Source organism: Commensalibacter communis (genome assembly GCF_947179105.1).
In the GTDB taxonomy this organism is placed as follows: domain Bacteria; phylum Pseudomonadota; class Alphaproteobacteria; order Acetobacterales; family Acetobacteraceae; genus Commensalibacter; species Commensalibacter communis.
Window position 1 is genome coordinate 431509 of record NZ_CAMXCK010000001.1, and the last position, 19398, is coordinate 450906.

Here is a 19398-nt window from a genome sequence, read left to right on the forward strand (position 1 = left end):
TACAACTTTGGATTGGATTTTTCTAGTATGTTGCAAAAAAATATTAACGATCTTTTAGTTTTTTTAAGTGTTGCAAAGGAACGCAGTTTCACGAAAGCTGCATCTAAGTTAGGTGTGTCGCAATCTGCATTAAGTCATACAATGCGAAACCTAGAAGGGCGTTTAGGAATTCGTTTGTTGATGCGTACGACGCGCAGTGTTGCGCCAACAGAAGCAGGCGAGTTGTTGTTGAGGAATATTGCCCCTCGAGTAGAGGAAATGGAACAAGAATTAAGCAGGGTCATTGAATTTAAGCAACAACCTGCAGGCACTATTCGACTGACTGCTGATGAGCATGCAGCAAATTTTATTTTGTGGCCTAGATTAAGAAGCTTTTTGAAAGACTATCCTGACATAAAACTCGAAATTGATGTTGATTTTGCTTTGAAAGATATTGTAACAGAACAATATGATGCTGGAGTTCGTTTAGGAGAGCTGGTTCATAAAGATATGATTGCTCTGCCAATCAGCCCTGAAATTCGTATGGCTGTGGTTGCATCACCTCATTATTTAGAAAATAGATCCATTCCCAAAAAGCCAAAAGATTTATTAAAACATCAGTGTGTTAATCTGAGATTACCAACAGTAGGTAATTTATATGCTTGGGAATTTGAGGTCAATCGACGTGAGATCAAAGTGAACGTCGAGGGGCAGGTAATCTGTAATACTTTAACACAAATGTTACAAGCAGCATTAGATGGTTTTGGTTTTATATATGTGCCAGAAGACGAGGTAAGTATTGCAATACAACAAGGTCGATTAGTCCGAGTATTGGAAGATTGCTGCCCTTACATTCCGGGATATTATTTATATTATCCCAATCGTCGTCAGCATAGTTATGCTTTTTCTCTATTTTTAAAAATGTTTCAAAATCAGAATAAAAAATAAAATTAGCTTTGTCTTTAAAATATTTGACTTGACGATACTTGATGATAAAAATCATCAAAATATTTCACAAATAAAGTTATTATATTAATTGTAATATTATTACATCCATTGTTGCTCTATATTATAGGTTTATATATCTTTTTTTTACAAGGTACATCAAATGTATGATGTTGTGGTCGCTCGTGCAATACATGTTCTATCTGTCGTTATTTGGATAGGTGGGGTATGTATGGTGACGACGATTTTATTACCTTCACTGCGGCGTTATTTTCCTATTCAAGAACGATTAAGTTTGTTTCATAAAATCGAAGAACGGTTTGCTTGGCAGGCAAGATTTGTTGTGTTATTGACTGGAATGTCAGGCTTTTATATGGTTTGGCGTTTATCTACTTGGGATCGTTTTCACCATATCTCTTATTGGTGGATGAATGCGATGCTATTAATATGGGTTCTATTTATGGTGATGCTTTTTGTTCTGGAGCCTCTTTTCTTAGAAAAAAAATTACATCAAATGTCTAATGAAAATCCAGAAAGAGCGTATAAATTAGTACAAAGATTACATTGGGTATTGCTTATTCTAAGCTGTATTACCATTATGGGGGCAGTGATGGGGAGTCACGGTTTTTGGTAAGATAATTTAATAGAATAAGGGCGCAACAAAATGCAAAAGCTAATTCGTAATATTCTTTTATTTATAAAGAATATACCAAGAGGATGGATTGATGCATGGCGCCATTATTTTTACTTCAAAGGACGTACCAATCGATCTGGATTTTGGTCATTTGCGATTATGAATAGTTTAGTGGCATATGTCTTGTTTTTGTTGAGTGCCCAATTAGGGCTAGTATATGGTATTAACCTTTATACAAAATATGTAGAATCTTATCTTTTATTTACGATTTATATTATCGCCAGTATGGCACCTTCTTTTTGTTTGTGTATCAGACGTTTGCATGATTTGAATTTGAGGGGGTTTTGGTTTTGGATCTGGCTCTTGGTTTTATTCGTATCGATCCCTTATATGTATGTTAATTTTGTTTGTCAGTGGTTCATATTATTGGTGGCTTGCTATCCTTCAAGTGAAAATGAAAGATTTGGCAGTCCACCACAATCCTCTTTTACCGTATAAATTACCAAACAGGAATTGGGACACTATTAACTTTGAATAAATTTCCTTGCCAGTTAATATCCCATTCTAAAGCATTATTGCCTACGCTGCGCCCTGCAAATTTTGCTAAAATTAATCCAGTTTTGAGCTTACTGTTTTGACTTTCATTACTAGCTGTAATAAGTGCTTGCATATTTGTTATACGCAATACACCATTTGCAGAGGTTAAGTTTGGTTTGTTATTCAAAGTCACATTGCCATTAGCTGTGATGCTTACTTTTGGATTATTTACATTAAGGCTATTAATTTTAACAGGAAATGTACCACTCGCAGCTGTATCCATATTTCCGCTAGTTGCAGCAAGAATTAAAGGATAAAATTGTGCAGTTGTTGTCATATCAATCGTCCCTTGTTGAGGAACAAAAGCAGAAGGCGTATTATGTTGCGATGCCGTCGATAGTCCTGAAAAATTAACGACAACACGAATATTATTACCCTGCGCACTCAGTTGTGCGGCTAAAATTTTTGCTTGATAAGATGCTTTGCTATTTTGAATACGAATATTATTCCACGTAAAATTTACCTTATTACCATTTTGTAGGCTGGTTAGTAAGGGTGCTAAGCTATCAGTATAATATCTTTTATTACAATCTTTCATTTGGTGATTTAATATAAGATTTAAGATACCTGTAGAGGTTATATTTGTTATTCTCTGAAGTTGATCGGTAGATAAATTTTTATTAGATTGGGTTGTGTTCAATTGTTGAGCAATCATTTTAATAGCGGGGTTATTAGACGCTTGCACTGTGTAATTGGTTGCGCTAATAGAATTGGGACTATTAGAACTGTTATTTACAGTAACATTAGAGCAAAAAGATTGCCAAGTTTGTGATGCATGAGCGGTATATGCCGATAGATGGCTTATTGCGAATAATCCAAAGAGAGTAAGTAAATTTGCTTTTTTATTCATGATGATAATATTTTTTTGATAAATGATTGCTACTAATTATTAAAATATATAGAGATTTAATGAGATATCAAAGCAAGAATTATGGTTTTTCTTTCATTTGATATAATTTCATTTAAGGTTCCCCTTCAAAATGTTCAAATTTATTGATCCTTTTTTAGTTTCATTGCTATCGACTGTCTTATTAACCAGTCTATTCCCATGTTATGGCAGTGGTGTGGCTTTTTTTGATAATTTGGCCATTATTGCGATTGCGTTAATGTTCTTTTTACAAGGTGCACGGCTGTCTCGGCAAGCAATGGTGGAGGGGTTATTGCATTGGCGATTACATTTAGTAATTTTCCTTTGCACTTTTGCTTTATTTCCGATCCTAGGGATCGGTTTACATTTTTTCTTTCCTCACTTGTTGATCCCTGGATTATGGAGTGGTGTGATTTTTCTGTGTTGCTTGCCTTCTACGGTTCAGTCTTCGATTGCATTTACATCAATCGCAAAGGGAAATGTTCCTGCCGCCATTTGTTCTGCAACAGCTTCTAATCTGCTTGGGGTGTTTATTACACCTTTATTGGCAGGGTTAATTTTCAGTAGCCAAGGGCATTTGAAATTAGATGGGACAATTAATATTGTCTACCAATTATTACTACCGTTTATGGCCGGGCAATTATTACAACCATGGATTGGCGAATGGGCGGTGCGTAATCGGCGTTTACTGTCTTTTTCTGATCGTGGGTCTATTTTGATTGTTGTTTATAGTGCGTTTAGTGAAGCAGTGAATATGCATTTATGGCAGAAACTCAGTATCGATCAATTGATATATGTCGTGTTGATTGATGTTTTCTTATTATTCCTGGTTTTAACGATTACAGCGATTGTTAGTAAGTTTTTAAAATTTTCTTTGGCAGATCGAATTAGTATTATTTTTTGTGGGTCAAAAAAGACCCTGGCATCAGGCGTCCCGATTGCGAATGTGCTTTTTCCATCTAGCATGGTTGGAATCATTGTTCTACCATTGATGATTTTTCACCAGATCCAACTTTTTATTATCGCCATTTTAGCAAAATATTGTGCAAAATTAATGGATAAGGAATTGGCTGCGAAAAAAGAAGATTAATTTATAAAAAACCGCTTGCCAAAGAACTATAAAATCGTATATGAATGTTTTTACAAATCAGGAGGGGTGGCCGAGTGGTTGAAGGCAGCGGTCTTGAAAACCGCCGTGCGTTAATAGCGTACCGTGGGTTCGAATCCCACCCCCTCCGCCATATATCAAAACATTTCCCCACATAATACAGCATAACATATAGAGAAACATTCATTTTTGACGTTTTTGCTTTGAATTGTGTAGTATTTTATATCATTTCAAAGCATGAATTTTGTTGGTATCAAATCATATTTGTTGATATTGATAAACAGGTTTAATTAATTATAACCCTAATTTAAATTACCTTTACCGTCGTAAAATAATTAATATTATTTTTATATCAACTTCTAATAATTTACCTATATAAACTGATAAATAGAAAAGATGAGAAAAATGAATTATTCTGATTTCACCTTCTTTTGGGGACACAAAGAGGATTCAGTGCATCCAGAATGTAGCCAGTTTTACAAAAGCCCTTTCATTATTGATAGAATAGAATTTAATTGCACTGAGCAATGGATGCATTGGAAAAAGGCTGTGATTTTTGGAGATCAGGAGATCGCACAGAAAATCCTGTTGGCAAAGTCTCCTTTTGATCAGAAGAAGTTGGGGCGCGAGGTTTCTAATTTTAATGCCTCATTATGGAGTGCAGTATCAGTAGATATTGTATTTCGTGGAAATATCGAGAAATTTTCGCAAAATCCAGAGCTTTTAAAACGACTTTCATTATCCAAAGGCACTTTATTAGTAGAGGCCTCACCCTATGATACTATTTGGGGAATAGGGTTGGATGCCTCTGATCCTAAAGCGCTACATAAAGACCAATGGCAAGGACAAAATTTATTAGGAAATATTGTGACACGTGTCAGAGATGTTTTATGTGGTGTCATATAAAAATGAATCAAAGGTTTCGAATTACTTCTGTGTGTGTTAGAGGAACCACTAGCAAGTTTTAAAGAGGTACCATAATGAGTAAAGACAAGAAAGATTTCGGAATAAAAGAAGAATATGAATATGAGCTGCCAGGTCAGCCATTAAATTCTTCTGATGAACCTTTGGGAAGGTCTTTTTTTTCTGACCCTTCTGATATTCCTGCGGATGATAAATATCTTAATACCGATGAATATACAAATTTGGGTTATTTAAAATACTGGTTTCTCTCTTGTGCGGTGATGCTTGCTTTAGGGTTAACGTTCGAGTTTGGAATATTGGGCAAAGATGGAAAGGAAGGTCCTTTATGTCAGTACCTTCCTAAAAATAAAGTATGTTATTATATGGCAGGTGTAGCCCTTAAACCAGCAAGTCCTGCACCATCCTTGGTAAAATAGAAACTATTCTTCAGTTTTTTCTTGTTGTTTATTCGCTCTTTGAACGGTTAGACGTTTAATGACGGGAACCATTAATTCAGTAATTTCCTGGTATGCCTTGGCAGCTATGCTGTCTGGATCTTGGGCAACAATTGGAACACCTGCATCTGCGCCACTACGAATTGCTGGGATTAATGGGATTTCTCCTAGGAAAGGAAACCCTAAGGTTTGAGCTTCATTTTTGGCACCATTTTCACCGAAAATATAAGTTTTCTCATTACAGCATGGGCAAGAGAAATAAGCCATATTTTCGATAATACCTAAAATTGGCGTTTTAGATTTTTGAAACATCGCGATGCCTCGTCTTGCGTCCAATAATGCAACATCTTGAGGGGTAGAAACGATAATTGCGCCATCAATTTGAATTGTTTGGGTCAGGGTTAATTGAACGTCGCCTGTGCCAGGTGGTGTATCAATTAAAAGAACGTCAAGCTCTCCCCATTTAACATCGGATAAAAGTTGTTTGACGGCACCCATAACCATTGGCCCCCGCCAAACCATGGCTTGTTCTTGTGGAACCAACATTCCAATCGACATGGCAGAGATTCCCCAAGCAGTCATTGGTAATAATTTATGATTGATGACTTCTACCTGACCTTCTAATCCCAACATATGCGGAACAGAAGGGCCATAAATATCGGCATCCATCAACCCTACTTTTAACCCTTGCTTAGCAAGGCTGACAGCAAGATTGATGGCAGTAGAAGATTTTCCCACACCTCCTTTGCCAGATGCAATGGCAATGATACAGCCAATTGATTGCAATGTTTCAATCGGACCATTATTGCCAGGTTTAGCAGGTGGATGTTTATGAGGTTGTTTCCAAGCAGGGGCTGTACTTTTCCCTTGTGTAGTATTGGCTGGTTGCCGAGGTGGGAAAACTAATCGTTTACTTGATGCTGTTCCTGAATTTAAAAAAACACGGGCTTGGGTGACATTTTCAAGCTGTTGTAAATGCTGTTCGATTCTAGCTCTTAACGGTTCAGCCGCATCAGGTGGAATAGTTGAAAGATTTAAGGTTAAGTGAACTTTTTGACCCTGAATGGTTATATTTTCGATAATATTAGCATCTAATAACCGTATATCAGGCGACCAAGGAAGCGTAAAATCAGATAAAGTTTGTTTAATCGTTTGCTGATCAATTGGATTTGGGCTAGTCATAGATATACTTTCTAAAGATGGCAATAGGAATAAAGACGATCATAAAGGATCCTTGAAATAATATATAACAATTTTTTTAAAGATTTTTACGATTAATTTTATATTTCTATTATAAAGCACATATAGAAAGATAATTTTACTATTAATGATAAAGGACTGGAGCGTTGTCTATTCAAACAACCAAACCAGGTAGAGATCATCGTATAGATGCCTTGCGAGGTCTGGCATTGATTATGATGTATGTCGATCATATCCCAGAGGATTTATTAAATCGTTTTACGATGCGGAATGTTGGGTTTGCCGATGCTGCAGAGATATTTGTATTATTGGCAGGATATGCCTCATGGCTGGCTTATGGCAGAAAAATAGCAAAAGATGGCTTGTGGAGCGTTACCAAAAAGATATTACATCGTTGTTGGAAAATTTATTTATTCCAAATGGGACTTGTCCTGATTAGCTTGTTGAGTATTTATCAATGGCGGCGTTTTTGGGTATTGCCTGTTGATTTTTTAGAACCCGAGCTGGCGCATGGATATAGCATCGCGCGTCAGATTTGGCGTTTGTTATTATTGGATGCGTTACCCAGTAATTTAAATATCTTACCGCTTTATATTATTTTATTAGGTATATTTCCTCTATTATATTTATTGATAAAGTGCCGATGGTGGTTGGCAATTGGGCTTAGCTTTGTTGTCTGGCTGGTGGTGAATATTAATCCATGGTTCAATTTCCCCAATTGGTTAGATCCAGATGGTTGGTTTTTTAATCCATTTGCTTGGCAATTTTTATTTACAATTGGGATTTATGGAGCCATTATCGCAGGTAAGCATCAAGGAAGTTTTCCGGCATATATATGGTTAAAGTGGTTTTTGTCACTCTATTTACTTTTTTCCTTTTTTGAGGCATTTCCTTGGCAATATTGGGGTTTGCCTGATTTAAGGATATTGCATGTGCCTGTTCCAGCTAAGGCATATTTATCACCATTACGATTGCTAGATGTAGTGGCTATCTTTTATTTAGTGCAATCCTCTGAGAGAGCAAAACGCTTTTCCGAAGGGAAAGTCGGTCAATTTCTAGCCTTATATGGTCGTCATTCTCTTGAAATATTTTCTTTAAGCACAGTGTTTGATCTATGGGGGCGTTTAATGTTTGCAAGTTGGGGAACCAGCTTGTGGTTACAACTTATTGTTAATTGTATGGGTGTTTCTCTTTTATATTGTTTAGCACTGCATCTGGATAAAAAAAGAGCCAAATTGAAAGCAAGGTTAAATACAAATATTCTTTAGAAATTATGAAGAGGATACTCTAATTCTCTTCATAAATTATTTTCTTGATGGTTTACATTTAAGAGATCTTAGCTAAAGTATTTACCCTACGTTCTTTTTGCATGTAGGTTTTTTTATGATCAATTATTATTAATCTGAACAGGAAAATATGCGAATGAAAATGCGCAAAAGATTTTTAATGCAGCCTTATTGTTTGTTGTTTATAGGAACAACTTGCTTATTCCCTGTTTCAGAAGTTAAAGCACAATCCTCTATTTTTTCTCTTCCTTTTTTTCACAAAACAGAACTTATATGCCGTTCACAACGTGTACCCGACAGTTTTGCCGATTTAGCGGATAAATTATTACCAACCGTGGTAAATATTTCGTCAAGCAAAGTAGTAAAACCTGGTCAGACGACAGACGATGATGAAGAGGATGATAGTGATGAAGGTGATGATGATAATAATGCGGCACCTGATCCTAATTCACCATTTGAAAAATTCTTCCGTAATTATATGAATAATCGCGGTGTTCCTGATGATGGAAATAATCATTTACAAGCATTGGGATCAGGATTTGTAGTCGATCCAGCAGGATGGATTGTAACAAATTATCATGTGATTAAAGATGCCGATCAAATTACGGTAACATTACAAAATAATCACATGTTGAAAGCCACCTTGAAAGGTGTGGATGAACGGACGGATTTAGCTTTATTAAAAATAAATCCAAAAACCCCCTTAACAGCAACTTCTTTTGGTAATAGTGATCAATCAAGAGTAGGGGATTGGGTATTAGCTATTGGTAATCCTTATGGGTTATCGGGCACGGTGACCTCGGGTATTATCTCTTCTCGTGGTCGTGATATTGAGCAAGGACCCTATGACGATTTTATTCAAACAGATGCCCCGATTAATAAAGGAAATTCTGGAGGCCCTTTATTCAATATGAAAGGCGAGGTTATTGGGATTAACACTGCGATTTTCTCTCCTTCTGGAGGATCTATTGGAATTGCCTTTGCAATACCTTCGAACGAAGCTAAGGGAATTATCGATCAATTAAAAAAAACTGGGAAAGTAGCCAGAGGATGGGTGGGTATTCGTATTCAAGAAGTTAGCGAAACGATTGCAGACAGTTTGAATATTCAACCCTTTCAGGGGGCTTTGGTGGTACAAGTCGATCCCAAAGGCCCAGCAGCAAAAGCGGGAGTTAAGGCTGGAGATGTAATTCAAACGCTGGATGGAAGTAATGTTACCGCACATACGATGCCTCGTCTGGTTGCACAAATGACCGCGAATAGCAAAGCATCAATCGGGGTTTTAAGGCAAGGAAAACAAATTGTTCTACCTATTGTCATTGAAAGCTTACCCGATGATGGTAATGTACAACCTGATCCTCATCATGATATCCAAGAAGAAAAAGAAAAAATTGTTTTATTAAAAGATCTAGGCGTTTCAATTAGTAATATGACTGATCTTTTAAGACAAAAATATAATCTTTCTGAAAAGCAACAAGGAATTGTAATTGTTAAAGTTGATAGTCATAAAGGCAAAAATACAAGCGATTTAAAAGTCGGAGATGTGATCATTGGAACAAATAAAAGTAATATTACTCAGGCTACTGAGTTACAAAAAGAAGTTACTTTGTTTAAACAGGAAGCGAAGAAAAAAAATCAACGAAAACCAACGATGTTACTTTTGATTCAAAGCGGTGACGCTATGCGTTGGGTTGCTGTTCCCATGCAAGATAATAAAAAATAATGTGTTTTGCTTTGAGTATTGCACAAATAAAGAAATGATTTTTATAAATGCGAACCATCATGTTTTATAGCCTTAAAAAGCGTGAAATATACTCAGCTGTGCAACAAAGTCTGCGCTTATTGCTATCAATTGCTTTGTCTAGTTTAATAGCCTATGTTTGCAAGTTACATGAACCTTATTGGGCGTTAATTACCTCGGTCATTGTAACCCAAAGTCGTATAGTGCAAACTATTCAAACCAGTCGAGATCAAATCGTTGGTTCTTTGATAGGTGGAGTGGCTGGGTTAATTGCCATTATTTTAGAGAATTATTCACAGTGGCCGTCTTTGATTGTATTTACGATTGTGATTATTCCGATGGTTGCATTGGTTGCTTGGCGACCCTCTATGCGTTTGGGAGTGGTTACTCTAGCAGTGGTATTTTTATTTCCTTCTCCTGGTGGGATGTTTGAACGTCCTTTTGACCGTATAATAGCCATTATTGTTGGGGTTATTGCATCTCTTGCTGCCAGTTATTTTATCTTACGTCCTCAGGCGCGATGCAATGCATTTATTCATGCCAAAGTAGCTTTCGATAAGCTACATATATTACTGCATTCTGTATTAACGTCTCATATTATATGGGAAGAAGTTGAATCAATGAATGATGATGTTGCTTCTGAATTACGTGACTTAGCCAGCGAAATCGCCGAAGCACGGAAAGAACATCCAAATTATACGTTAGAGCATTCAGATCCGACATTGGTCAAAGTTTATCCACTATTAAGACGTTTACAAAGCGATAGCATCTTTGTTGCCAGAGCAATGGATGAATATCATCGGATGTTGCCTGATGAAACAAGGAATATTTTGAAAATATCATTAAATCAAGTTTTTGCAAGATTTATTCAGCTATGCAACGAGCAAGCAGATCATAGTGAACCATTCTTTTGTTCCATCCAAGCAGTCAATGATTTTGAAGCCATGATAGAACCTATTTTGAAGGAAGTTAAAGAAAATTGCCCAAAAACCATTCAATTTACACTGGAAGCATTGTGCCATGATCTGGTTCTCGGGCATGATGTTTTTATGTTATCCAAAAAGCTGAGAGCTTCTTCTTAGAATAAATTTATTTATATTTATTTACTTCGTCATCTGTTAAATGCCTTGCTTCGTCAACTAACATCACAGGGATCCCATCTTTGATGGGATATGCTAAAGCAGCATTGCAGCTGATGAGTTCGCTTTTTTCTTTGTCGTAAATCAAAGGGCCTTTTGTCAATGGACATACTAGAACTGAGAGCAAGCGTGGATCAATAGGGGGAGATGATGGTTGTTCTGTCATGTGAACCTTGATAATCAATATAATGGGTTGCAGAAAAATTGTAGAATAGAGCAAAATTGTTAATTTGCTTCATTCTATAGTCATATTATGAAAATAGAAGGCTTGATAAACGTCTTCTTGCTTCTAGGGTTGATGGATCGTCTAAGCCCCATGCTTCGAAAAGGCGTAAAAGTTGTTTTTTTGCGGCTTCATCATTCCAACTTCGGTCTTTTTTAACGATTTCTAATAATTCATCCGCAGCTTCCTTACGTTTTCCAGCAGCATTATAGGCACTTGCCAGATCATAGTGTGCTTGATGATCGTCGGGGTTGGCGCTGACTTTGTCAAGGAAAGATTGGAACTCGCTTTGTGCTTTTTGACCTTCAATGGCTAAATCAATGGCTGCCTTTGCACCTGTGATTTCACCATTTTCTTGTAAAGATTCAGGGACTTGCTCAATAACTTCTTGGGCTGCTTCTGGACCAGAATGTGCTAATAAGGCACGAATCATTCCACCCCAAGCTTCTGGTTTTTCTGGCTCCAGTTCTAGGGCTTGAGAATAGGCACCCATAGCTTCTTCATACTGATGATTTTCAAGAAATTCTTTGCCTTGTTCAATAAAATCTTCGCTAGGCATAGCGCTGCCTGCTGCTTTTAACACTTGATCGATGAATTTTTGAATAGCACTTTCAGGTTGAGCGCCTTGGAATAAATCAACAATTTGGCCTTGCCAAAAAGCAGCAACAACAGGAATAGATTGCATTGGCAATCCAACTTGCATCAATTGCTGTGTTAAGGCTTGGTTTTCATCAACGTTAAGCTTAACAAGTTTAACCCGACCTTTGGCTGCGATGACAACTTTTTCCAGAACAGGCGTTAATTGTTTACAAGGAGAGCACCAATCCGCCCAAAAATCAACCAAAACAGGGATGGTTTTGCTGCCGTCCAATACTTCTTGCATAAAGTTATTTTGATTGCCATCAATAATCATATTTGGATTGGATGAAGACGAAGCAACTGCAGAGCCATCTTCTGATAAAAGCTGTGCAGTGGAAGGGCTGTTAAAAGACGTCATAGAGTTATGGTATCCCGTATATAAATGAGGTACATTTGAATGATATAAATTTTATAAGGTCTTTAAAGAAAGAAATGTTTATTATTACAATTCAATCATAAAGTGTTAGGTATCATTATATCAATAAGGGCATAGAGAAACAAAAATAAAAATAATTTTTTAGAATTTATTATTTTTCACTTGCAAGGTTTTTAAGAATCTCTTACAAGCAACTTACGCAATATAAAGCGGGCGTAGCTCAGGGGTAGAGCACAACCTTGCCAAGGTTGGGGTCGTGGGTTCGAATCCCATCGCCCGCTCCAGATTAACAAATCTGAAGCGATTTTCCAGAAAGATAATTTTAAAAGCCTTCTAACACAATTTTTCCAATCATTGTTTGGTTTTCAAGAAGAGTATGTGCTTTTTTAAGATTCTTAGCATTAATTTTTCCTAGAGTAGTTTTTATTTTTCCTTGATCAATCAAAGATGACACTGTGTTTAATAATTGGCTTTGTTTAATCATATCATCTGTTTTATGGGTTGAACGCGCGAACATATATTCATGATGCAAAGACAGGCTTTTTTGTTCCAAGAACGCAGTGCCACAAGTGATCGGATCATCGATCATACAGATTTTGCCAAATGGACGAATAATTTCCTGAAATTGATCAAGATAATGTTCGGTATTATGTAAACTGGCAATATGGGTCACTGCTTGAATACCGAGTTGTTCGAGTTGTCCTTTCATGGATCGATGGTGATTAATGACATAATCAGCGCCTAATTTTTTGACCCATTCGATAGATTCTGGACGGGATGCGGTAGTAATAATGGTTGCGTGAGTGAGTAATTTTGCCAGTTGAATAAGAATAGAGCCAACACCACCAGCACCCCCCATAACTAACAAGATCTCTTTTTCTGAAGTATTTTGTGTGTTTGAGGTATTTAATTGAAAATGCTCAAACAACATTTCCCATGCGGTGATCGTCGTTAAAGGGAGTGCTGCTGCTTCCGCATTGCTCAGCGTTGAAGGTTTATTACCAACCAGACGTTCATCAATCAGTTGATATTCTGCATTACAACCTTGCCTTGTAATATCTCCAGCATAATAGACTTGGTCGCCAATTTTGAAATTTTGAACCTCAGAACCAACTTCGACGACTTCACCAACAGCGTCCCATCCTAATATTCTAATTTGCCCTGGTTGAGGTTGAGCACGTTGTCTGACTTTGTAATCAACAGGATTAACAGCAATTGCGTGAATTTTGACTAATAAATCCTGCCCTGTGGCCGTTGGTTTTGGCAGCTCTATATCGATTAATGCGTCAGGTTCTGTAATCGGTAGAGAGGTTTTATATCCAATGGCTTTCATCATAATCTCCTATAACTGATGTGTTATAGATGAATATAAAACTTGTTTTTTCTTTGATAAACAGCATAATATTTGAAACATTATCAAATTATTTTTGAAAATATGCAGTTAGAAGATTTACAAATTATTATCAAAGTCGCAGAGTTGCGCAGTATTACGGCTGCTGCGGATCATTTTAATATTCGCCCAGCAACTGCCAGTGCGGCGATTAAAAGGGTAGAGCATCATCTGGGAACTGAGCTGTTTACCAGAACGACGCGACAATTACGCTTATCGACAGCGGGTGAAAAATATTTACCTCAATGCCAACAAGCATTGCAGTTATTAACGAAAGCCAAACGAGATATTGAGGAAGATTATGCCGAGATTCAAGGGGAACTTCGCATAACGATTTCTTCTGACTTAGGAAGAAATTTGGTCTTAAAATGGCTAGATGAATTTATGGATCAACATCCTAAAATTATTTTAAAAATCCATATGAGTGATAGCAATATTGATGTGTATCGTAATGCGATTGATGTGGCATTGCGTTATTCTCCTTCTCTCCAAAGCAATTTATACGGATTTAAAATTTGTGATGCGTCCCGTTTGATGTGTGCGGCGCCTGATTATCTTGCAAAATATGGTAATCCCCAACATCCTGATGATCTGATTAACCATCAAGGATTGTTTTATGAACTCGATGAGGTTGTGCATGATGAATGGAAATTTTCTGATGGACAACAGAATTACAAAATAAAGATGAAGGGCAAACGTTTTGCGAATGACAGTGATGTGGTCAGGAAATGGTGCGTTGCAGGCAAAGGGATTGTGATTAAATCAGCATTAGATATGTATGAAGATTTACTGGCTGGGCGATTAGTTCCCATTTTACCTGATTTTACAAAAGATGTTGCTGAGCTATGGTTAGTTTGTCCCAGCAAGCATTCCATTACTCCAGCCGTTCATTTGTTAAGAGATTTATTTCGGCAAAAATGTAAAGAATCAATTAATGATATGAAATCAAAAGGAATTTTAAGGTAATGGTCGAATTTTTACTACTAATATAGTAACATTATCAAAATATATTTGTAGTTGTTGATTTCATAGAGATATGGAACACTATTTTGATGATCCTATGATAAGGTAAATTTTATGCTTTATAGTAAATTGCTAGAACAAATATGGTTAACACTAGATAAATCTGGAGGAGCTTTTTTAGACCTTGGATTATCGTAAGAGATGGAAAAGCAAAGTTAAAGCTAGAAACCTTAGAAAAATTAATGGCTACTCAAACAGAAAAACGTATTAATTTATTAAAACAAGATACAACCAATACGAGTATAGATATTAATGCTTTAGAACGACTTGTAACTCAAGATTTAGCGACAATTGATGTAGAAGAAAAAGAAAAAAGAGAGCCATATTTAGAATGTGCCAAATATATTCATAATAATATAACTGAAAATATAGTGTGTAGAGAGCTTCGTAAAGAAGTTAATTTTGCCAAAACAATTGATATAGCTGCCGATATTTTATCAAAAGATGAAACAGAGCCTCCAATAGAACAGGTTGAACAAGATTGGATTGATCGTTTTAGAGAAGTTGCATCCAATACAACCATGGAAGAGATCCAACAATTATGGGGCAGGATTCTTGCAGGAGAAATTAAGTCTCCAGGGAAGCATTCATTAAGAACGTTAGAATTTATCAAAAACTTGTCGCAAAAAGAGGCGCAGCAAATAGAAAAACTTTTTAGTTTTGTTTTAAATGATGAGGTTATAGCTCGTAGTTTTAATAGGTCATATGATTATGGAAGCAAAATATTAAATTCTAAATTATCATTAGATTTTTTTTTGGATATGCAGTCTTTAGGCTTACTTAATGGTGCTGAGGGAACCTTTCAAATGACATATCCTCCAACTTTTGTAAAAGAGATTAACTATTATAGATTAATGTTCAGAAAATATAATGGGCAAAGAAATGCTTATATTTTTACACATGATAATCGAAATCAAGAATTATGTATGCCTGCATGTCAATTAACACAATTAGGAAAAGAACTACATAATTTATGCCTTGTTGAAATGGATAGGGATTATTTGAACTATCTTGTTGCTCAGTTAGAAGAACAGGGGTTTAAGAAAGTTCCTCAAAATGAGATAAAGTAATATTTTAATAATTATCCTCTTGCATCTCTTTTAAAAATGTCGTAAACAACTTTTACGTTAAGAGCGGGCGTAGCTCAGGGGTAGAGCACAACCTTGCCAAGGTTGGGGTCGTGGGTTCGAATCCCATCGCCCGCTCCAATTTATTTATGCTTTTATAATAAAGCAATCTCTAAGTATTTCTTTATAAGTTAGCAATCTTTTAAATATTTATGTTCATTGAATTGTTTCAATATTATATTGGCTCTAACGATTGAAGATCAAGATTTTATTGCTCATGCTTGGCAAGATATTCCAAAATTTTTGCAAGAAATCAAACTGTTGAGACAAAAATTATTCTCTTTGAAATAGTTAGTCTTCGCCGATCTAAACTATTGATCTATATCGGCAAATCATAACATTAATTATATAACAGCGAGTGCTTGTTCAAGGTCGGCGATAATATCAACGGCATTTTCGATACCAATAGACAAACGTACTACATCAGGCCCAGCACCAGCAGCTATTTTTTGTTCGTCCGTTAATTGGCGGTGTGTTGTAGATGCGGGATGAATAACTAGCGATCGCGTATCCCCAATATTTGCTAATAATGAAAACAGATCTAATTTAGAAACAAATGTGACGCAAGCATCATATCCACCTTTGATCCCGAATGTAAAGACCGAGCCTGCGCCATTCGGTGCATATTTTTGTTGTAAAATATGATAAGGATTATTCTTCAATCCAGGATATGACACCCAAGAGACTTTTGGATGGTTTTCTAAGAAATTGGCAACTTCAAGAGCATTGTCGCAATGACGCTGCATCCTTAGTGGTAAAGTTTCTACACCCGTCAAAATTAGGAAAGCGTTAAATGGGGAAATGGTAGGTCCTAAATCCCGCATTCCCAGAATACGAGCGGTCAAAGCAAAAGCCATATTTCCAAAAGCATCGCTGGCAACTAGACCTGCATAGTCTGGCCGAGGTTCCGTAATTTTGGAATAGTTTCCCGATTTTTTCCAATCAAAATTGCCTCCATCAACGATGATCCCACCCATAGAATTGCCATGACCACCAATAAATTTGGTTAAAGAATGCACGACAATATTTGCCCCATGTTCAAAAGGACGAACAAGGTAAGGGGTCGCCATCGTGTTATCGACAATTAAAGGGATATTATGTTTTCGTGCTATTGCGGCAATTTTTTCAATATCAACAATGATTCCGCCTGGATTGGCAAAGCTTTCAATAAAAATAGCACGAGTGCGATCGTCGATTTGGGATTCAAATGTTGAAATATCATCTGCGTCTGCAAAGCGAACATGCCAATCAAAAGATTTAAATGTATGCACAAATTGGTTAATTGAGCCACCATAAAGCTGGCGTGCAGCAATGAAATTATCTCCTGGCTCCATTAGGGTTTGAAAGGTCAAGAATTCTGCAGCATGACCTGATGCAGTCGCCAAAGCAGCAGTGCCACCTTCCAAAGCGGCTATACGTTCCTCTAAAACAGCTTGGGTAGGGTTGGTGATACGGCTATAGATATTCCCAGCGTCTTTGAGGGCAAAGCGATTTGCTGCTTGATCGACATCTTCAAAAACATAGGCAGTTGTTTGATAAATAGGTGTCGCCCGTGCGCCTGTGGTTGGATCTGGTGTGGCACCAGCATGCACAGATAAGGTTTCGAATTTTGCATTTTCTTTCACTATGATTTCCCTTCCATGTAGTGTAAGTGAGAAAGTTCTTTAGTGTATATTAAAGTAAATATTTTATATGTAAAAATTATAAAATGACAAAATCAATTGTGTTTCTTTTTACAACGATGAAACTGAATAATCCTTTTTCCCAGCTAGAAAAGTTATTTTAAAAAAATTAGATACAGAGTTTAAAAAGGTTAAACTTACAAAGAATGACTTGCTTTTTGCAAGGGAAGTCATCGAAGGATATCAATGAATAGTTGCCCTTAGTTCGTTTATGGTGGATTTTTGACTTGCGAAGTTAAAGCAATTCATGAATCTTCAGGTTATGTAATTTAATTTTACTTTTACTTATCCTTATTAGTTTGAGAGGATACATTGGTAAATTTGTATCACTAATGGTTTTTAGTGGGTGAAGAAAAATGATAGGAATTAAAGAAAAAGATGAAACAAAAAATCTTTGAAATTAAAGGGAAAGACGGAACTATTTTTTTTGGAGAAAGATGGGATTTGCCCGATGGGGATGAGGATTATTTTTGTTTCAAAAATAATGATATTACTTTTATATATAAAGATATCATGTATGACGATCGTCCAGCATGTTTACGGTTTGAAGATGATTTGAGGGAACTACTCTTAAATAGTCGTCATTTTCGAGCAATTGAAGCATCAAATCAGAAACCTGATTCATGGTTTAAACAGTCCTTAAGAATGATGGCTCCTTCTTGGTTTAGTCCATCGCCTATAGCATACCTAAAGGATATTAAATATTGTTGCAGATTTTCATTTCTAAATCCTGATAGTTTTATAGAAATTAAAACAATTAAAGATTCATCAGATTATATAATTGAATTTGAAATGTATGATCCTTACCCTTTTTTTTGTAGTGAGGATGGGGAGCTATTTTTTAAGGGATCCTTGGTAGTTTCAGAACAAGCATTAATAAACTGTTATCAAAGTATATAATTTGTATAATGGATAATAGAAAATGATAAAAATAGAATGTGAGCGTGAGCTGATTCAATTTGATATTATAGATTTTAATACGAATAAAGAGTATTGGGGAGCTGGTGATACGATTAATTGCCATGTCTATTTTACAAAATTTGAATGCCTGTTTACCTCAAAAAATGTTGTGATTAATTATGACGCATTAAAGCAGTTTCACATTGATCTTAAGCAACTTTTAAACAATAAAAAAGATTATGTTTTGTTGGTTGATCAAAATAAAGTTATTTCCTTAAAAATCTATCAAGATAAAAATAACTTTCCTAGTTTAAGAAAAAATGATGAGCTTAAGCGCTTAATTGAATTTGAATTTTTTTATTATATTGGTAGTGACATTTCCCTGAAAGGATATTTATTCGTTGATGATAATTCATTAATAAAAACACTCGAAGAAATAGAATGTTTACTTTAAGATATTTTAAATAATCGATAGCATCCAATTTAATTCTTCATTTCTTGCCTTGCTTGGCCTGTGTTAACATTTCATAAGAACGTGCAAAGTTAGTTTTAAAATAAATTATATCTGTTTCTGTCAATTTATTTTCGGCATAGGCACAACTGAGTAAATAATCTTTTAGTTCATGAGGTAAATCAAGCTCTGTTGGAAACAGATCATTAGTTGTCAAGGAACCAGCTGGTGCATTTTGAATAAGTTTGGTTGCTCTGTATTTTAATGGATATTCAATCCAAGAATGATAATCCCCAATGGCTTCAATGATCTTATGATTAGATAACAAAGCATTCGTGACTGTTGAATGCACCAAGTAGTTTTGAAAATAAAGGTTCATAAAGGTTGTTTTATCTTCTGCCTCTTCGAAATCTTGAAAAATATGGATGAAATCAGAGGGTTTGTTAATAAGACAAACACAGATATAATCAATCAAGTAATCACAACAAATACTCAAAGGGCTGTCGCTGTTATTAACCGAGCATTCTTTGACTGCATGGCATAGGATAGAAGAAATCTTATCTTCTTTACACCATAATTGTTGAACAAATTCTGGATTTTGGAATGCTGAACTAATGTAATATTGCGATGCTGGGGATTGGTTGGACATGAATTTTCCTTGAAGTTAATATTAATTTACATTTAAAATTATTTTTATTTTATTCCGAAACATAGAAGCATATTGTCATTCGG

20 protein-coding genes and 3 tRNA genes are annotated in these 19398 nt (G+C 35.9%); 16 read left to right on the plus strand and 7 right to left on the minus strand.

The window, feature by feature from the left end; translation table 11 throughout:
• Positions 1-27: 27 nt before the first annotated feature.
• The 3 genes from PQG52_RS02015 to PQG52_RS02025 all read left to right on the plus strand — a co-directional run bounded on the left by PQG52_RS02015 (position 28) and on the right by PQG52_RS02025 (position 2056).
• Entirely contained in the window at positions 28-927 is a 900-nt protein-coding gene (locus tag PQG52_RS02015; protein WP_271827661.1) for a LysR family transcriptional regulator, read from the plus strand.
• 160 nt (positions 928-1087) lie between these two features.
• Positions 1088-1558, plus strand: coding sequence for a hypothetical protein (locus tag PQG52_RS02020; protein WP_271827662.1), 471 nt, complete (start codon positions 1088-1090; stop codon positions 1556-1558).
• Between the two features lie 30 nt (positions 1559-1588).
• On the plus strand, positions 1589-2056 hold the full coding sequence (locus PQG52_RS02025; protein ID WP_271800901.1) for a DUF805 domain-containing protein: 468 nt from the start codon (positions 1589-1591) through the stop codon (positions 2054-2056).
• A 1-nt stretch (position 2057) separates the two neighbouring features.
• Here PQG52_RS02025 and PQG52_RS02030 read toward each other — a convergent pair whose 3' ends face one another.
• Positions 2058-3005, minus strand: coding sequence for a hypothetical protein (locus PQG52_RS02030; RefSeq protein WP_271827663.1), 948 nt, complete (start codon positions 3003-3005; stop codon positions 2058-2060).
• A gap of 130 nt (positions 3006-3135) precedes the next feature.
• Here PQG52_RS02030 and PQG52_RS02035 point away from each other — a divergent pair, with 130 nt between their 5' ends.
• The 4 genes from PQG52_RS02035 (at position 3136) to PQG52_RS02050 (ending at position 5471) form a co-directional block, all read left to right on the plus strand.
• Positions 3136-4113: a bile acid:sodium symporter family protein gene (locus tag PQG52_RS02035; protein WP_271827664.1), complete on the plus strand. Its 978-nt coding sequence runs from the start codon at positions 3136-3138 to the stop codon at positions 4111-4113.
• Between the two features lie 60 nt (positions 4114-4173).
• Positions 4174-4264 (plus strand) — tRNA-Ser (locus PQG52_RS02040).
• A 272-nt stretch (positions 4265-4536) separates the two neighbouring features.
• The gene (locus tag PQG52_RS02045) at positions 4537-5037 is read left to right on the plus strand and encodes an NADAR family protein (protein ID WP_271827665.1); all 501 of its coding nucleotides are present in this window, start codon (positions 4537-4539) and stop codon (positions 5035-5037) included.
• A gap of 74 nt (positions 5038-5111) precedes the next feature.
• Positions 5112-5471 (plus strand): hypothetical protein, encoded by a 360-nt coding sequence (locus tag PQG52_RS02050; RefSeq protein ID WP_271827666.1) that lies wholly within the window; start codon positions 5112-5114, stop codon positions 5469-5471.
• A 3-nt stretch (positions 5472-5474) separates the two neighbouring features.
• On the opposite strand, the gene PQG52_RS02055 is transcribed toward PQG52_RS02050, so the two are convergent.
• Positions 5475-6671 carry an Mrp/NBP35 family ATP-binding protein gene (locus tag PQG52_RS02055; RefSeq protein ID WP_271827667.1) on the minus strand — a complete coding sequence of 399 codons (1197 nt, stop codon included), beginning with the start codon at positions 6669-6671 and terminating at the stop codon, positions 5475-5477.
• 164 nt (positions 6672-6835) lie between these two features.
• Between PQG52_RS02055 and PQG52_RS02060 the strand changes: the two genes are divergently transcribed.
• From PQG52_RS02060 to PQG52_RS02070, 3 genes are all read left to right on the plus strand, one after another.
• Positions 6836-7957 carry an OpgC family protein gene (locus PQG52_RS02060; protein ID WP_271827669.1) on the plus strand — a complete coding sequence of 374 codons (1122 nt, stop codon included), beginning with the start codon at positions 6836-6838 and terminating at the stop codon, positions 7955-7957.
• A gap of 154 nt (positions 7958-8111) precedes the next feature.
• Positions 8112-9698 carry a Do family serine endopeptidase gene (locus tag PQG52_RS02065; protein ID WP_271827670.1) on the plus strand — a complete coding sequence of 529 codons (1587 nt, stop codon included), beginning with the start codon at positions 8112-8114 and terminating at the stop codon, positions 9696-9698.
• Between the two features lie 59 nt (positions 9699-9757).
• Entirely contained in the window at positions 9758-10798 is a 1041-nt protein-coding gene (locus tag PQG52_RS02070; RefSeq protein ID WP_271827671.1) for an FUSC family protein, read from the plus strand.
• A 7-nt stretch (positions 10799-10805) separates the two neighbouring features.
• Here the strand turns inward: PQG52_RS02070 and PQG52_RS02075 are convergent, their stop codons facing one another.
• Positions 10806-11021, minus strand: a complete 216-nt coding sequence (locus PQG52_RS02075) for a Trm112 family protein (RefSeq protein ID WP_271827672.1) — start codon at positions 11019-11021, stop codon at positions 10806-10808.
• An 85-nt stretch (positions 11022-11106) separates the two neighbouring features.
• Positions 11107-12075 (minus strand): thioredoxin family protein, encoded by a 969-nt coding sequence (locus PQG52_RS02080; RefSeq protein WP_271827673.1) that lies wholly within the window; start codon positions 12073-12075, stop codon positions 11107-11109.
• Between the two features lie 227 nt (positions 12076-12302).
• Between PQG52_RS02080 and PQG52_RS02085 the strand changes: the two genes are divergently transcribed.
• Positions 12303-12377 (plus strand) — tRNA-Gly (locus PQG52_RS02085).
• Positions 12378-12415: 38 nt separating this feature from the next.
• On the opposite strand, the gene PQG52_RS02090 is transcribed toward PQG52_RS02085, so the two are convergent.
• Positions 12416-13426, minus strand: a complete 1011-nt coding sequence (locus PQG52_RS02090; protein ID WP_271828169.1) for a zinc-binding alcohol dehydrogenase family protein — start codon at positions 13424-13426, stop codon at positions 12416-12418.
• Positions 13427-13498: 72 nt separating this feature from the next.
• Here PQG52_RS02090 and PQG52_RS02095 point away from each other — a divergent pair, with 72 nt between their 5' ends.
• The 3 genes from PQG52_RS02095 to PQG52_RS02105 all read left to right on the plus strand — a co-directional run bounded on the left by PQG52_RS02095 (position 13499) and on the right by PQG52_RS02105 (position 15714).
• The gene (locus tag PQG52_RS02095) at positions 13499-14449 is read left to right on the plus strand and encodes a LysR family transcriptional regulator (RefSeq protein WP_271827674.1); all 951 of its coding nucleotides are present in this window, start codon (positions 13499-13501) and stop codon (positions 14447-14449) included.
• A gap of 239 nt (positions 14450-14688) precedes the next feature.
• A complete protein-coding gene (locus PQG52_RS02100) occupies positions 14689-15576 on the plus strand; it encodes a DUF2806 domain-containing protein (protein WP_271827675.1) in 888 nt (295 codons plus the stop codon).
• 63 nt (positions 15577-15639) lie between these two features.
• Positions 15640-15714, plus strand: a tRNA-Gly gene (locus PQG52_RS02105).
• Between the two features lie 263 nt (positions 15715-15977).
• Here the strand turns inward: PQG52_RS02105 and PQG52_RS02110 are convergent.
• Positions 15978-17258: an O-acetylhomoserine aminocarboxypropyltransferase gene (locus tag PQG52_RS02110; RefSeq protein WP_340222226.1), complete on the minus strand. Its 1281-nt coding sequence runs from the start codon at positions 17256-17258 to the stop codon at positions 15978-15980.
• A gap of 435 nt (positions 17259-17693) precedes the next feature.
• On the opposite strand from PQG52_RS02110, the gene PQG52_RS02115 reads away from it, so the two are divergent.
• Both PQG52_RS02115 and PQG52_RS02120 read left to right on the plus strand, forming a co-directional pair.
• Positions 17694-18215, plus strand: coding sequence for a hypothetical protein (locus PQG52_RS02115; RefSeq protein WP_271827676.1), 522 nt, complete (start codon positions 17694-17696; stop codon positions 18213-18215).
• A gap of 22 nt (positions 18216-18237) precedes the next feature.
• Positions 18238-18669: a hypothetical protein gene (locus PQG52_RS02120; protein ID WP_271827677.1), complete on the plus strand. Its 432-nt coding sequence runs from the start codon at positions 18238-18240 to the stop codon at positions 18667-18669.
• Between the two features lie 37 nt (positions 18670-18706).
• Here the strand turns inward: PQG52_RS02120 and PQG52_RS02125 are convergent, their stop codons facing one another.
• Positions 18707-19315: a hypothetical protein gene (locus tag PQG52_RS02125; protein WP_271827679.1), complete on the minus strand. Its 609-nt coding sequence runs from the start codon at positions 19313-19315 to the stop codon at positions 18707-18709.
• Between the last annotated feature and the right edge of the window lie 83 nt (positions 19316-19398).

What these genes read in the sequence shown, in the direction of transcription:
- PQG52_RS02015 (WP_271827661.1), top strand. Translation starts at nt 28, where the DNA reads ATGTTGCAAAAAAATATTAACGATCTTTTAGTTTTTTTAAGTGTTGCA.
- PQG52_RS02020 (WP_271827662.1), top strand. Translation starts at nt 1,088, where the DNA reads ATGTATGATGTTGTGGTCGCTCGTGCAATACATGTTCTATCTGTCGTT.
- PQG52_RS02025 (WP_271800901.1), top strand. Translation starts at nt 1,589, where the DNA reads ATGCAAAAGCTAATTCGTAATATTCTTTTATTTATAAAGAATATACCA.
- PQG52_RS02030 (WP_271827663.1), bottom strand. Translation starts at nt 3,005, where the DNA reads ATGAATAAAAAAGCAAATTTACTTACTCTCTTTGGATTATTCGCAATA.
- PQG52_RS02035 (WP_271827664.1), top strand. Translation starts at nt 3,136, where the DNA reads ATGTTCAAATTTATTGATCCTTTTTTAGTTTCATTGCTATCGACTGTC.
- PQG52_RS02045 (WP_271827665.1), top strand. Translation starts at nt 4,537, where the DNA reads ATGAATTATTCTGATTTCACCTTCTTTTGGGGACACAAAGAGGATTCA.
- PQG52_RS02050 (WP_271827666.1), top strand. Translation starts at nt 5,112, where the DNA reads ATGAGTAAAGACAAGAAAGATTTCGGAATAAAAGAAGAATATGAATAT.
- PQG52_RS02055 (WP_271827667.1), bottom strand. Translation starts at nt 6,671, where the DNA reads ATGACTAGCCCAAATCCAATTGATCAGCAAACGATTAAACAAACTTTA.
- PQG52_RS02065 (WP_271827670.1), top strand. Translation starts at nt 8,112, where the DNA reads ATGAAAATGCGCAAAAGATTTTTAATGCAGCCTTATTGTTTGTTGTTT.
- PQG52_RS02070 (WP_271827671.1), top strand. Translation starts at nt 9,758, where the DNA reads ATGTTTTATAGCCTTAAAAAGCGTGAAATATACTCAGCTGTGCAACAA.
- PQG52_RS02075 (WP_271827672.1), bottom strand. Translation starts at nt 11,021, where the DNA reads ATGACAGAACAACCATCATCTCCCCCTATTGATCCACGCTTGCTCTCA.
- PQG52_RS02080 (WP_271827673.1), bottom strand. Translation starts at nt 12,075, where the DNA reads ATGACGTCTTTTAACAGCCCTTCCACTGCACAGCTTTTATCAGAAGAT.
- PQG52_RS02090 (WP_271828169.1), bottom strand. Translation starts at nt 13,426, where the DNA reads ATGAAAGCCATTGGATATAAAACCTCTCTACCGATTACAGAACCTGAC.
- PQG52_RS02100 (WP_271827675.1), top strand. Translation starts at nt 14,689, where the DNA reads ATGGCTACTCAAACAGAAAAACGTATTAATTTATTAAAACAAGATACA.
- PQG52_RS02115 (WP_271827676.1), top strand. Translation starts at nt 17,694, where the DNA reads ATGAAACAAAAAATCTTTGAAATTAAAGGGAAAGACGGAACTATTTTT.
- PQG52_RS02120 (WP_271827677.1), top strand. Translation starts at nt 18,238, where the DNA reads ATGATAAAAATAGAATGTGAGCGTGAGCTGATTCAATTTGATATTATA.
- PQG52_RS02125 (WP_271827679.1), bottom strand. Translation starts at nt 19,315, where the DNA reads ATGTCCAACCAATCCCCAGCATCGCAATATTACATTAGTTCAGCATTC.